The sequence below is a fragment of the Cellulomonas sp. Marseille-Q8402 genome (assembly GCF_965119525.1).
On sequence record NZ_CBCPLX010000001.1, the window covers coordinates 1,150,609 to 1,162,715 of the forward strand.

The 12,107-nt window shown below is 75.6% G+C and carries 13 protein-coding genes; 7 read left to right on the plus strand and 6 right to left on the minus strand.

Annotation, left to right across the window (positions count from 1 at the left end; genetic code table 11):
* Positions 1–2: 2 nt before the first annotated feature.
* Together add and ACWPWW_RS05245 are read left to right on the plus strand one after the other, a co-directional pair.
* Positions 3–1,025 (plus strand): adenosine deaminase, encoded by a 1,023-nt coding sequence (gene add, locus ACWPWW_RS05240; RefSeq protein WP_454049278.1) that lies wholly within the window; start codon positions 3–5, stop codon positions 1,023–1,025.
* 2 nt (positions 1,026–1,027) lie between these two features.
* Positions 1,028–1,486 carry a PPC domain-containing DNA-binding protein gene (locus ACWPWW_RS05245; RefSeq protein ID WP_454049279.1) on the plus strand — a complete coding sequence of 153 codons (459 nt, stop codon included), beginning with the start codon at positions 1,028–1,030 and terminating at the stop codon, positions 1,484–1,486.
* 20 nt (positions 1,487–1,506) lie between these two features.
* Here ACWPWW_RS05245 and ACWPWW_RS05250 read toward each other — a convergent pair whose 3' ends face one another.
* The gene (locus ACWPWW_RS05250; RefSeq protein ID WP_454049280.1) at positions 1,507–3,054 is read right to left on the minus strand and encodes a PucR family transcriptional regulator; all 1,548 of its coding nucleotides are present in this window, start codon (positions 3,052–3,054) and stop codon (positions 1,507–1,509) included.
* Between the two features lie 112 nt (positions 3,055–3,166).
* On the opposite strand from ACWPWW_RS05250, the gene ACWPWW_RS05255 reads away from it, so the two are divergent.
* Entirely contained in the window at positions 3,167–4,513 is a 1,347-nt protein-coding gene (locus tag ACWPWW_RS05255; RefSeq protein ID WP_454049281.1) for an NYN domain-containing protein, read from the plus strand.
* Between the two features lie 43 nt (positions 4,514–4,556).
* On the plus strand, positions 4,557–5,378 hold the full coding sequence (locus ACWPWW_RS05260) for a matrixin family metalloprotease (protein WP_454049282.1): 822 nt from the start codon (positions 4,557–4,559) through the stop codon (positions 5,376–5,378).
* 10 nt (positions 5,379–5,388) lie between these two features.
* Here ACWPWW_RS05260 and ACWPWW_RS05265 read toward each other — a convergent pair whose 3' ends face one another.
* The 5 genes from ACWPWW_RS05265 to ACWPWW_RS05285 all read right to left on the minus strand — a co-directional run bounded on the left by ACWPWW_RS05265 (position 5,389) and on the right by ACWPWW_RS05285 (position 9,331).
* On the minus strand, positions 5,389–5,700 hold the full coding sequence (locus ACWPWW_RS05265) for a hypothetical protein (protein WP_454049283.1): 312 nt from the start codon (positions 5,698–5,700) through the stop codon (positions 5,389–5,391).
* Positions 5,697–5,957, minus strand: coding sequence for a hypothetical protein (locus ACWPWW_RS05270; protein ID WP_454049284.1), 261 nt, complete (start codon positions 5,955–5,957; stop codon positions 5,697–5,699). Before ACWPWW_RS05270 ends, ACWPWW_RS05265 begins: the two co-directional genes overlap by 4 nt.
* Before the next feature lie 193 nt (positions 5,958–6,150).
* On the minus strand, positions 6,151–7,962 hold the full coding sequence (locus ACWPWW_RS05275; protein ID WP_454049285.1) for a BTAD domain-containing putative transcriptional regulator: 1,812 nt from the start codon (positions 7,960–7,962) through the stop codon (positions 6,151–6,153).
* 15 nt (positions 7,963–7,977) lie between these two features.
* Positions 7,978–8,400, minus strand: a complete 423-nt coding sequence (locus tag ACWPWW_RS05280; RefSeq protein ID WP_454049286.1) for a VOC family protein — start codon at positions 8,398–8,400, stop codon at positions 7,978–7,980.
* 88 nt (positions 8,401–8,488) lie between these two features.
* Positions 8,489–9,331: a class I SAM-dependent methyltransferase gene (locus ACWPWW_RS05285; protein ID WP_454049287.1), complete on the minus strand. Its 843-nt coding sequence runs from the start codon at positions 9,329–9,331 to the stop codon at positions 8,489–8,491.
* A 148-nt stretch (positions 9,332–9,479) separates the two neighbouring features.
* On the opposite strand from ACWPWW_RS05285, the gene ACWPWW_RS05290 reads away from it, so the two are divergent.
* The 3 genes from ACWPWW_RS05290 to ACWPWW_RS05300 are packed head-to-tail and all read left to right on the plus strand — an operon-like array spanning position 9,480 to position 12,078.
* Entirely contained in the window at positions 9,480–10,427 is a 948-nt protein-coding gene (locus tag ACWPWW_RS05290; RefSeq protein ID WP_454049288.1) for a phosphodiester glycosidase family protein, read from the plus strand.
* 3 nt (positions 10,428–10,430) lie between these two features.
* Positions 10,431–11,546, plus strand: a complete 1,116-nt coding sequence (locus ACWPWW_RS05295; RefSeq protein WP_454049289.1) for a glycosyltransferase family 2 protein — start codon at positions 10,431–10,433, stop codon at positions 11,544–11,546.
* Positions 11,503–12,078, plus strand: a complete 576-nt coding sequence (locus ACWPWW_RS05300; protein ID WP_454049290.1) for a GNAT family N-acetyltransferase — start codon at positions 11,503–11,505, stop codon at positions 12,076–12,078. The genes ACWPWW_RS05295 and ACWPWW_RS05300 overlap by 44 nt, the downstream gene beginning before the upstream one ends.
* Positions 12,079–12,107 lie beyond the last annotated feature (29 nt).

Genomic DNA, 12,107 nt, shown 5'->3' on the forward strand with positions numbered 1-12,107 from the left:
ACGTGTGGCCGACGGCTGAACTGCACGTGCACATCGAGGGCACGCTCGACGCCGAGCTCATCCGCACGCTCGCTGCACGCCACGACCTGCCGGTGCCCGCGGGCGCCGGCCGGGGCGCCCCGTACCGGGACCTCCAGGAGTTCCTCGACGTCTACTACGCCAACCTCGACGTGCTGCGGACCCGGCAGGACTTCCAGGACCTCGGCGCCCGCTACCTGGCGCGTGCCGCGGCGGCCGGCGTCCGGCACGCGGAGGTGTTCGTCGACCCGCAGTCGCACACGTCGCGCGGCGTGCCCGTCGAGGACGTGCTGCTCGGGCTGTCCGCGGCGCTCGCCGACGCCCGCGCCGCCCACGGCATGTCGGGCGGTCTGATCGTCTGCTTCCTGCGGCACCTCGGCCCGGACGCGGCGATGGCGACGCTCGAGGCCGTGCTCCCCCACCGCGAGCTGCTGCTCGGCGTCGGGCTGGACTCCAGCGAGGTCGGCTTCCCGCCGGCGCTGTTCCGCGACGTCTACGAGCGCGCCGCGGCCGAGGGCCTGCGCCGCGTCGCGCACGCCGGCGAGGAGGGCGGCCCCGACTACGTGTGGGAGGCGCTCGACATCCTCGGCGCCGAGCGGATCGACCACGGCAACCGCGCCCTGGAGGACGTCGAGCTGGTCGCGCACCTGCGGGAGACCCGCACCCCCCTGACCGTCTGCCCGCTGTCCAACGTCGCGCTGCGCACCGCGGGCCCGGACCTGGCCGACCACCCGATCGCCGTCATGCTCGACGAGGGCCTGCGCGCGTCGGTGCACTCCGACGACCCCGCCTACTTCGGCGGCTACCTGGACGACAACCTGCGCGCGCTGGTCGAGGCCGGGACCGTGACGCAGGACCAGCTGGGCGTGCTGGCGGCCAACGCCGTCGTCTCCTCGTTCCTGCCCGACGGCGCCAAGGCGGCGCTGCTGGCGGAGGTGCGCGCGTACGCCGAGGCGATCGGTGCCGCGGTGCCCGAGCCGGCCCGCGACCCCGCCGTGGTGAGCTGACCGTGCAGACCAGCGAGATCACCACCGGCCGCCGCGTCGCCGTCGTCCTGGAGCCCGGCGACGACGTGCTGACCTCCCTCGCCGAGGCGTGCCGCGCCCACGGGATCCGGCAGGGCTTCGTGCCCGTGTTCTCCGGGGCGTTCCGCACGGCACGGTTCATCGCCGCGGACGTGCCCGTCGACGACCAGGAGCCGCCGCTCCCGCAGGAGGTCACCGTGACCTACACCGAGGGCATCGGCAGCGGCACCGTCCTCTGGGACGAGGGCGCGCAGGAGGCCGTCCCGCACCTGCACCTGGCCGTCGGCGTGAAGAACGCCGCCGCGGCCGGGTTCGCCGGTCACCTGCTCGGCGCGGAGGCGCACTACACCGTCGAGGTCCTCCTCGAGGAGGTCGTCGCCCCGGCGCTGCTGCGCGTGCCCGACCCCCGGGCGTACGGCATCCCGACGATGCGCTTCGCCTGACGCCGGGGCGACGCCGCCGCTCAGTCGCCCGTCTCGTCCAGGCAGGTCATCGCGAGGAACAGGTCGACCCGGTCCGCCATCGTGCTCATGTCCCGGTTGGTGAGCTCCTCGATGCGGGCGATCCGGTAGCGCAGCGTGTTGGTGTGCAGGTGCAGCTGCCGCGCCGTCTCCTGCCACGCGCCCCCGCCGTCGAGGAACGCCCGCAGCGTGCCGACCAGGTCCGCGTTGTGCCGCTCGTCGTAGGACAGCAGCGGCGCCAGCACCTCGTGGGCGTACCCGGAGCGCGTGCTCGCCCCCAGCATCCGCAGCAGCGCGCGGTGCGTCTGGACGTGCAGCGCCGTCGACACGACCACCGGGCCCGGTCCCGAGGCGTTCGCCGCGCGCTCGACGGCCGTGGCGATCGCCGAGTTCAGGCGGCTGACCCCGCTCACCGGGTCGCTCATCCCGACGCGCAGCTGCCGGCCCGCCAGCAGCAGGTGGTGCTCCTCGGTCAGGTGCTCGGCGAGCGGCCGCTCGTCGTCGCCCGGGCCGTTCACCAGCAGGAGCACGAGGTCGTCGGAGCGGCAGCCCATGACGCGGTGGCCGCGCGCCGACAGCGTGCGCTGCAGCATCTCGAGCACCGCCGCCTGCGGGAACCGGGCGTCGTCCACCCGGGCCGCGACGATGGTCGTCTCGTCCTGCGGGCCGAGGCCCTCCAGCCGCATCCGGGCCGAGATCGCCCCCGGCGACGCCTCCTGGTCGCGGATCGACGTGATCAGCGCGGCGACCTGGGCGTCGCGGGTCTCCCGCCAGCGCCCGGCCAGCTCCATCTCCACCCGCAGCGCCCCGACCAGCGCGTCCATCGCGAGCGTCACCTCGTCGGAGAACGACCGGTGGTCGCCCCAGCAGCCGAAGAACCCGGACCGGTCACGCGCGCCCGTGCGGACGATCGTCGCCGGGCCCTGCTCGCCCGTGACCATGACCCGCCGGTCGTGCTCGCGGGCGATCACGGCGTTCCACTGCTCCGCCACCTGCGCCCGGTCCGGCGCCGCACCGACGGACGCGAGCAGCATCCCGGACTCGTCGATCACCCAGCAGCCGATCGCGAACTCGGCGCCGAACTGCGCGAGGAGCTCGGCGACGCCGCCGCCCCGCGACACGGTGTCCGCGATCCGGCGGCTGAACCGCATGGTGCGCGTCGCGAGCCCGGCCGCGGACCCCGGCTGGCCCGCGGCGATCTCGTCCGCGATCCGGCGGAACGACACGCCCGGCGACACGGTCAGCAGGGTCAGCCCGCGAGCGCGGCACAGCGCGATCACCTCGTCGGGGATCACCCCGATCTCGATCAGCCCGATGATCAGCGCCGCGACGTTCTGCTGCGCGAGCGCCCCGAGGAACGTCGCCGCGCCCTCCGGCCGGTCCAGCCACAGCCCGGAGGTGAGCACCACGTCGCCCGTCGACAGGAACCGCGAGGGGTCCGGCAGGTCCGTGATGTAGGCGGCGGTGACGGGCCGGTCGAGGGCGTCCGGCTCGGCGGCGACGACGCTCAGGCCGAGGTCCGCGGAGGCCAGGAGGTCACGGACGTCCACGGGTCACCACCCGCCTCCTGCTCGGCACCGGGACAGTCTACGAGGGCTTTCGTGCCGACCCGTCGGCCGCGCGCGGGGTGCAGGAGTCCCTGCGCACGGCAGGATGGGTCCCGTGACCGACCTGCTGCCCGACCGCCTCGACTCCGGCCGCCGCCTGCGCGCGGCCATGTTCGTCGACTTCGACAACGTCTACATCGGGCTCCGCCGGCTCGACCCCGACGCGGCCGAGGCCTTCGCCACCGACCCCGGGCACTGGCTCGCGGAGCTCGAGTCCGGCTCGGACGCCGACGGCGAGTTCAGCCGCCGGTTCCTCGTGCGGGCCTGCTACCTCAACCCGTCCGTGTTCTCCCGCTACCGGCCCAACTTCACGCGCGCCGGCTTCCAGGTGGTCGACTGCCCGTCGCTCACCCAGCAGGGCAAGAGCAGCGCGGACATCAACCTGGTGCTGGACGCCGTCGACGCGCTCGCCGCCGAGACCCGGTACGACGAGTTCGTCATCGTGTCCGCCGACGCGGACTTCACCCCGCTGGTCCAGCGCTGCCGCGCCGCGGACCGCCGCGTCACCATCATCACCGCGAGCCCCGCAGCCAGCGCCTACCGCGCCGTCGCCGACTCCGTCATCACCGCCGACGACCTGGCCGAGCTCGTCACCGCCGGGGACTCCGCCGCACCCGCGGACCTGCCCGACCCGGCCCCCGAGGTGGTCGCCGCCCCGGACGGGACCGCCGGCCCCGCCTCCTCGGCCGACGCCGCCGACGTGCCCGCGCCGAGGGGCGGCCGCAAGGAGCCCGCCGCGACGTCCTCTCCCGGCTCCCTCGCCGCGCGCCGCGCGGTGCTGCAGCGGGTCCGCTCCGCCGACCGCCCGGTGCCGACCGGTGCGGTCGCCCAGGCCGCGCAGAAGGCCGACCCCACGCTGCCGTCCACGCGCTGGGCGGGGACCGGCGGGTTCCTGCCGTGGCTCGCCCACGCCGTCCCGGAGCTCGGCGTCGCCGCCCGGCCCTCCCCCGGTTACGTGTGGGACCCGAAGCGCTTCGGCGAGGCCGACCTGCCCGGCGCCGGATCGGTCGGCACGGACCCGACCGCGCTGCAGCGCCAGGTGATCTCCGTGACGGACACGCCGGGGCTGAGCAAGGACAACTACCGCGTCCTGCTGACCGCGATCGCCGACGACGTCCGCGCGCACCCCTTCGACCGCTCCGCCACCGCCCGCCGGGTGCGCGACGCCTGCCAGGAGGCCGGCGCCGCCGTCGGGAAGTCGACCGTCAACTTCGTGCTGTCCGGCGTCCTCTACGTCGGGCTCGAGCTCGACTCGGCAGTCACCGCCGAGGACGTCGCGGAGGCCTGGGCGGACAACGTCGTGGGCCTGTGCCGCGGCGCCCGGATGGAGCTGACCGAGGCCGACGAGGCCGCCATCGACGACTGGGTCGGCGGCGGGCTGCTCGACGAGCTGGAGGACTGAGCAGCCGCTCGACCCGCGGGGTGCGCCGGCCGATGGAGCTGGGGTGACCCGACGACGCCCCAGCACGACCGCCGTGCTGACCTGTCTCGTGCTGCTGGTCCTGGGGGCGGTGATGGCGTCCGACTGGATCGCCGGGCGGACGGGCGCGACGCTTCCGTGGACGCCTGCCGACCTCGTCCCGGCCTCGGCCCGCGACCACCCGCAGCGCGGCTACGAGGAGGCCGGCGAGCGGCTCGCGCCACCGGTGAGCGTCGCGGAGGAGGACGCCTCCTACGCGTTCCAGCACACGGTGGTCGAGGATGGTCGCGAGGCGCCCGTCGCCTGGTCGCCGTGCCGTCCCGTGCACGTCGTCGTCGACCCCACCGGCGCGCCCGCGGACTTCCCCGCGCAGGTCTGGGCCGCTCTCGACGAGGTCGCCGCCGCGACCGGCCTGGTGTTCGCCGACGACGGCCTGGCCGACGAGCCCACGTCGCTGGACCGCGCAGCGTTCCAGCCCGACCGGTACGGCGACCGCTGGGCACCCGTCCTCGTCGGGTTCGCCGACGCGTCCGGCGTCCCCGACCTCTCCGGCGACGTCAGCGGCATCGCCGGCGTCCAGATGGTCGAGGCCGCGATGTCCCGCAGCGCGCACCTCGTCACCGGCACGGTCTACCTGGACACGGAGCTGCTCACGCCCGCACCTGGCCGCACCGGCCTCGAGTACCTGGCCGTCCTCCGGCACGAGCTCGGGCACCTGGTCGGCCTGGACCACGTCGACGACCCGACGCAGATCATGTACCCGTCGACGGGCGTGCCGACGTTCCAGCCCGGCGACCTGGCCGGACTCGCGGCGCTCGGCCGCGGCGACTGCGCGCCGGGGGTGTGAGGGCCCTCGGTCAGGCGTGGCCCGACGCGCGCGACGCCCGTGCGATCAGCCGCCTGAGCTCGGCGACGGGCACGACCGTGGTGTCGTCCACCCGCTCGGCGACGCGCTGCTCCACCCACTCGCGCAGCAGCGCCGTCACCTTCACGCCGTCGTCCCGCGCCATGGACCTCGCCGCCTCCAGCGTCGCCACGGGCAGCCGGATCGTGATGCCCACCATCGTCGCGCCGCCGCTCGGCTCGACCAGCTCGGCGCGCGCGAGCTCGTCCGCCAGGTCAGTGGTGTCGTAGTACTGCCGCAGCCGTTCGGTCTCGTCGTCCGTCATCGTCCTGGCTCCTTCCGTCGGTGCAGACGTCGCTCGGTCTGCGTCAGCTCGCGCGCCGTGACCACGCTCGCCGCGCCGCCCTCGGCCGGGGCGAGGACCACCAGCAGCGGCCGACCTGCGTCGGTGCGTCCGAAGACCAGCGTCCTGGCCGCACGTCCGGTCAGCCGCCGGAACCGGTTCGCCAGCACCTCGTGCACCTCGTGCGGCTCGACGCCGTGCCGCGCGATGTGGTCCTCCGCGCCCTGCGTCCAGGTCACCTCCACGACCGCCCATCGAATGTAACGCACATTGTCATGCATCCGCCATGCCCTCTCGCCGGGAGCAGTGACGCGAGGACTGCGCGCCCAGGAGGTCGGGGCACCGCGGTGCGCACCTGTGGAGGATCCACACCGGCGTCGCCTGTGGTCGACGCGGCGTCCCCAGATCACGCGCTGCGCCGGGCCCCCGCTCTCAGCTCGTGGCAGCGAGCACCGCAGTCAACGCGGGGTTGTCGATCCCCGCCACCAGAGCCGCGGCGTGCTCCGCGGCCCCCGGCTGCCCCAGCGCGGCGCGGTGCAGCGCGGCCCGCGCGACGAGCTCCCGCATCCCGCGGCGGGCCGCGAACGCCTCGAGGTCGTCGACCCACCCGGCCGCGCTGGGCAGCCCGCGCGGCACGGCGAACCCGCACAGCGCGTCCAGGCAGTGCGCCTCGACCCAGTCGTGCGCGTCGCGCTGGCGCCGGCACGCCCGGGGTGCCGACGTGAGCAGGTCGAGCGCCTCCCCGTCGTCGCCCCGCGCCGCGGCGAGCAGCCCGCGCCCGCGCAGCGCGTAGCTCTCCCAGCAGGGGTCCCCCACCTGGCACGCGAGCGCGTACGCGCCCTCCAGGCCGGCCTCGGCGGCATCCAGGTCGCCCGAGCGGAGCAGCACCTCGGCACGCTGGGACCGCGGGAAGGGCAGGAACGAGGTCCAGCCCAGGTCGCCCGCGACGGCGCACGCCCGGTCCAGGACCACGAGCGCCGCGTCCCGCTCGTCCCGCAGCAGCAGCAGGCGGCCCCACCCGGTGAGCGCGTACGCCTCGGCGCGGGCGTCCCCCGCGGTGCGGGCGTCGGCGACCGCGGCGTCCAGGACCGACACGGCCGCGGGGTACTCACCCTGGTCCGTGCGTCCGATGCCGTCGAACACCCCGACCCAGGCCCGGAGCCGGGGGTCCTCGCCACCGAGGCGGTGCGCGCGGCCGAACCACATGGCCGCCCGCGGGTACCGGCCGCGCAGCGTCTCGACGTGCCCGAGCTCCAGGGCGGCCCGCGCGGCGACGCCCGCCGAGCCGGACCGGCGGGACGCGAGCAGCGCCTCGTGCAGGACGGTGATGGCCTCCTCGTCGCTGCCGCGCACGCCGTGCACCAGCACCCGCCCGAGCGCGCCGAGCGCCTGCGCGAGCCGCGCGTCGTCGTCGAGCGCGCGGGCGCCGTCGACGCCGGAACGCAGCAGGTCGATCGCCCGGTCGTACGCGCCGACCTGGGCGGCGCCGTCCCCGCCCTCGACGGCCGCGTCCACCGCCGCGGGCGACCGGGAGGCGACGGCCGTGGCCACGGCACGAGGGTGCAGCGCGGCCGCGAGGCTGCGCGACGGCTCGACGCCCAGCTCCCGGCGGAACAGGGCGCGGCACTCGGTCACCCGACGCTCGGCTCCCGCCCGGTCACCTGTCGCGACCAGCGCGCGGACCCACAGCTCGTGCCCGCGCTCGGCGAGCGGCTCGGCGGCGACCAGGCGGCCGGCGAGGTCGACGGCCGAGGCGAGCTCGCCGCGCGCCAGCCGGCTGTGCGCGGCCTCGTGCAGGATGGCGGCGGTCAGCCCGGCGACGCGCTCGCGCTCGGCGGCGAGCCACAGCTCCAGCGCCGCGCTCCCGCGCGGGGTGACGCCCTCGAGCAGCCCGCCGCCGAACCCCGGCAGCGCGAGCGCCTCGGCCCACGCGCCGGAGGCGACCACCCGGACGTCGACGACGGTGCCGGGCCGGAGGTCCAGCGTCAGGGGGTCGCCCCCCAGCTCCGCGACGCCGTCGAGCGCGTGCCGGAGCTGCGACAGGTTCCACCGCAGCGCGGCGCCCGGGTCGTCGGCGTCGTCGACGAGCAGGCCCGCCAGCCGGCTGCGGGGGACGGGGCGCTCGGCGAGCACCAGGTACGCGAGCAGCAACCACGCCTTGCTGCCCCGCGGTGCGCGCGCGGGCGCGGCGGGCCCGGCCCGGCGGACGGCCGGCGGGCCGAGCAGCGTGATGCCGGCGCCCACCGCAGCCGCGCGACCTCAGGCCGCGCTCCCCGCGATGTTGACCAGCCACAGGGTGCCGAACTTGTCGGTGACCATCCCGAACGCGTCACCCCACGGGGCCGTCGCCAGCGGCTCGACGACCTTGCCGTCCTCTGCGAGCTTCTCCCAGTAGCCGCGGAGCTCCGCGTCGGAGTCCGGCCCGCCGCTCAGCGAGACGGAGAAGTTGTCGCCCGGCGTGTACGGCATCGAGCTCGGGGTGTCCGCCGCCATCAGGACGAACCCGCCGGGGGTCTCGAGCTGGGAGTGCATCACCTTGTCGACCTCGGCCGGGTCGTCGCTGGCCTGGAAGTCGCCGAACGTGCTCACGGTCAGCTCGCCGCCGAACACGGACCGGTAGAACTCCATCGCCTGCCGGGCGGTGTCGCGGAAGCCGAGGTACGGGTTCAGACGGGCGGGCATGGCGGCCTCCTGCGGCGGGACGGTCGGGCTTCGTGTGACGTCGATCACACTGCCGCCCGACCGCCCGGTGCGTCAAGGTCGCCCGCCCTCAGCGGACCCGGGCCGTCACGAGCAGGTACTCCCACTCGAGCACCGTCGGGCCGCCCGCCTCCCCCAGGTCTGCGCCGCGGGCCAGCTCGACCAGGTCCGTGTCGAGCGCCGCGACCCGCTCGGGGTCGGCGCCGACCGCCCGGTACACCGCGATCGTCGGCCCGTAGTGCGTCACGAAGTAGTCCCGGAACGCCTCGGGCGTCGCGAACGCGTCGACGGTCAGCCGGCGCTTCTCGACGCGCACGTCCGTCACCGCGTCGCCCAGCAGCGCCCGCACGTGCCCCTCGTCGCCCCACAGCGGCGGCGGCTGGGCCCCGGGCGGGGGCGGCGGCGCGTACGGCTTCATCGTCGCGAACATCTGCCCGATGAACCCGGCCGGCGTCCACGACAGGACGCCGATCCGGCCGCCGGGGCGGACGACCCGGACCAGCTCGGCCGCGGCCTGCGCGTGGTGCGGGGCGAACATGATGCCCACGCAGGACATCGCGACGTCGAACGCCGCGTCGTCGTAGGGCAGCGCCTCGGCGTCCGCCTCCTGCCAGTCCAGCGTCGCTCCGCGCGCCTCCGCGACCCGCCGCCCCGCCGCCAGCAGCGCAGGGGTCAGGTCGGAGGCCACCACCGTGGCACCGGCGAGCGCCGCGGGCACCGCCGCGTTCCCGGTGCCGGCCGCCACGTCGAGCACCCGCTCACCCGGCGCGACGCCGACGGCGTCCACGAGGGCCGGGCCCAGGTCGGCGATCACCTCGGCCGCGAGCGCCGGGTAGTCCCCGAGCGCCCACATCGTGCGGTGCTTGTCCTTCAGCAGGCGGTCGGCGTCGACCCCGCCGATCACTGTCATCATCTCGTCCACCTCGTCGTGCCGGCCCCGGCGGTCCCGGGGCGATGGGACGACGGAACACCGCGGCCGTGTGCGCGGGCGTGTGACGGTCACACCCGCCGCACAGCGCCCGCACCGGGCTCACCTCGGCCCGCTCCGTAGACCTGTCCGCATGACCCGACACCCCCGATCCCGGATCCGCCGCGCGGCGCTCGCCTCCGGCCTCGTCGTCGTCCTGACCCTGGGCGGCGGCACCGCCTGGGCCCTCGACCGGTTCGTCGTCGACCACGTGGAGATCGCCGACGTCGACGCCTACGAGGACGCGCAGGGCAGCACGTCGACCGCCTCCGGCGACGTGGCCGACGCGACCGTCACGGACACGACCTACGCGTCGGACGACGCGAGCATCAGCATCTCGACCGTCGTCACCGGCAGCGGCGACGACCAGGTGACGTACTACGTCGCCGACGTGACGCTCTCCGACGCGACCGTGCTGCGCTCGGCGTTCGCGCAGAACCAGTTCGGCACCAACATCACCGAGACCACCTCGGACATCGCGCAGGACAACGACGCGGTGTTCGCGATCAACGGCGACTACTACGGGTTCCGCGAGACCGGCATCGTCATCCGCAACGGCGTCGTCTACCGCGACGAGGGCGCCCGCGAGGGCCTGGCGTTCTACGCCGACGGCACGGTCGAGGTCTACGACGAGACGACCACCACGGCCGACGAGCTCCTGGCCGCCGGGGTGTGGAACACGCTCTCGTTCGGGCCCGCGATCGTCGAGGACGGCGAGGTCGTCGACGGCATCGAGGACGTCGAGGTCGACACCAACGTCGGCAATCACTCCATCCAGGGCGACCAGCCGCGCACCGCGGTGGGCGTGGTCGACGCCAACCACCTGGTGTTCGTCGTCGTGGACGGGCGCTCCCCCGGGTACAGCGCCGGCGTGGACCTGACCGAGCTCGCCGGGATCATGCAGTCCCTCGGCGCGACCACCGCCTACAACCTGGACGGCGGCGGCTCGTCGACGATGTACTTCGACGGCGCCCTGGTGAACGACCCGCTCGGCAAGGGCACCGAGCGCGGCACCTCCGACATCCTGTACGTCGCGGGCTGAGCCGTGATCGTCCTCATCCCGTCCTACGAGCCCGACGAGCGCCTGGTGCGGCTGGTCGAGGACCTGCGGGCCTCTGCACCGGACGCCCACGTGGTGGTCGTCGACGACGGCAGCGGCCCCGCCCACCGGCCGCTGTTCGACCGGCTGCGCCGGCCCGGGTGCACCGTGCTGACCTACCCGGGCAACCGCGGCAAGGGCTGCGCGCTGAAGACCGGGTTCGCCTACGTCCAGCGGCACCACCCCGGGCAGGACGTGGTGTGCGCCGACAGCGACGGGCAGCACTCGGTGGCCGACGTCCTGCGGGTCGCGGCCGCGCTCGCCGCCCAGCCGCTCGACCGGCCGGCGACCGTGCTCGGTGCGCGGGCGTTCACCGGACCCGTGCCGGCCCGGTCGGTCGTCGGCAACCGGGTCACCGCGCGGGCGTTCCACCTCGCGACGGGCCTGCGGCTGCGGGACACGCAGACGGGGCTGCGCGGGTACCCGGCCGCGCTGCTGCCCTGGCTGCGGTCGGTGCGGGGCGAGCGGTTCGAGTACGAGCTGAACCTGCTGATCCGCGCCGCCGCCGAGGGGCTGCCCGTCGACGAGGTCGAGATCGCCACCATCTACCTGGACGACAACGCGTCCTCGCACTTCCGGCCCCTCGCCGACTCTGCGCGGGTGCTGGCGCCGCTGCTGGCGTACTCGCTGTCGTCGCTGTCGGCGTTCCTGCTGGACACCCTCGCGCTGCTGGTGCTGCACGCGGTCACCGGGTCGCTGCTGGGGTCCGTGGTCGGCGCCCGGGTGCTCAGCGCGGCGGCGAACTTCGCCGTCAACCGGCAGGTGGTGTTCCGCCCGGGGCGACGACGACGGCCGCCGGTCGGACGCGCGGCCGTCCGGTACGCGACGCTGGCAGCGGTCCTCCTCGCGGCGAACTACCTCCTGCTCCGCGGGCTGACCGCGGTCGGCGTCGGGCTCGCGGTGGCGAAGATCGCGACGGAAGCGGTCGTCTACCTGGTCGGCTTCCCGGTGCAGCGCCGGTTCGTCTTCGCGCCGGAACCCGCTGCGCCGACCGCCGGGCCGCCCGTACCGTCGACCCGTGCCGACCGACGCCTCCTCGCCGCGCCCCGCCCCCCAGGCTGAACCCCACCTGCGCCCGTGGCGCGCGGACGACGCCCCCGACCTGCTGGCCGCGGTGCGGGAGTCGCCCGACCTGGACCGCCAGCTGCCCGCGGCGGCGCTCGACGGCGCGGTCGGCTGCGCGCAGGTCGCGTCCGCCCTGGCCGTCTGGGGCCCGCGGGAGCACCACCTGGCCGTCGTCGACGGCGGGCGGGTCGTCGGCAGCGTCGGCGTCGGTGCGGTGGAGCACCGGCACGGCACGGCGTGGCTGTCGTACTGGCTGACCGCCGGCGCCCGAGGGCAGGGGCTGGCGGCGCGGGCTCTCGCCACGGCGGCCCGGGTGGCGTTCGACCGGCTGGGCCTGTTCCGGCTGGAGCTGGGCCACCGGACGGAGAACTCCGCGTCGTGCGCCGTCGCGACGCGCGCCGGCTTCGCGCCCGAGGGCGTCGAGCGGCAGAAGCTCCGCTACGGCGACCGGCGGTTCGACGTCGAGACCCACGCGCGGCTGCGCACCGACCCCGCGCCGGGTGTCGGGCTGCTCCGGGTCGACGTCTGACCGGCGCGCCGCGTAGCGGATGCACGAGA

Coding starts and splice junctions, on each gene's coding strand:
- ACWPWW_RS05290 (WP_454049288.1), top strand. CDS start 9,480: ATGACCCGACACCCCCGATCCCGGATCCGCCGCGCGGCGCTCGCCTCC.
- ACWPWW_RS05280 (WP_454049286.1), bottom strand. CDS start 8,400: ATGCCCGCCCGTCTGAACCCGTACCTCGGCTTCCGCGACACCGCCCGG.
- ACWPWW_RS05285 (WP_454049287.1), bottom strand. CDS start 9,331: ATGATGACAGTGATCGGCGGGGTCGACGCCGACCGCCTGCTGAAGGAC.
- ACWPWW_RS05265 (WP_454049283.1), bottom strand. CDS start 5,700: ATGACGGACGACGAGACCGAACGGCTGCGGCAGTACTACGACACCACT.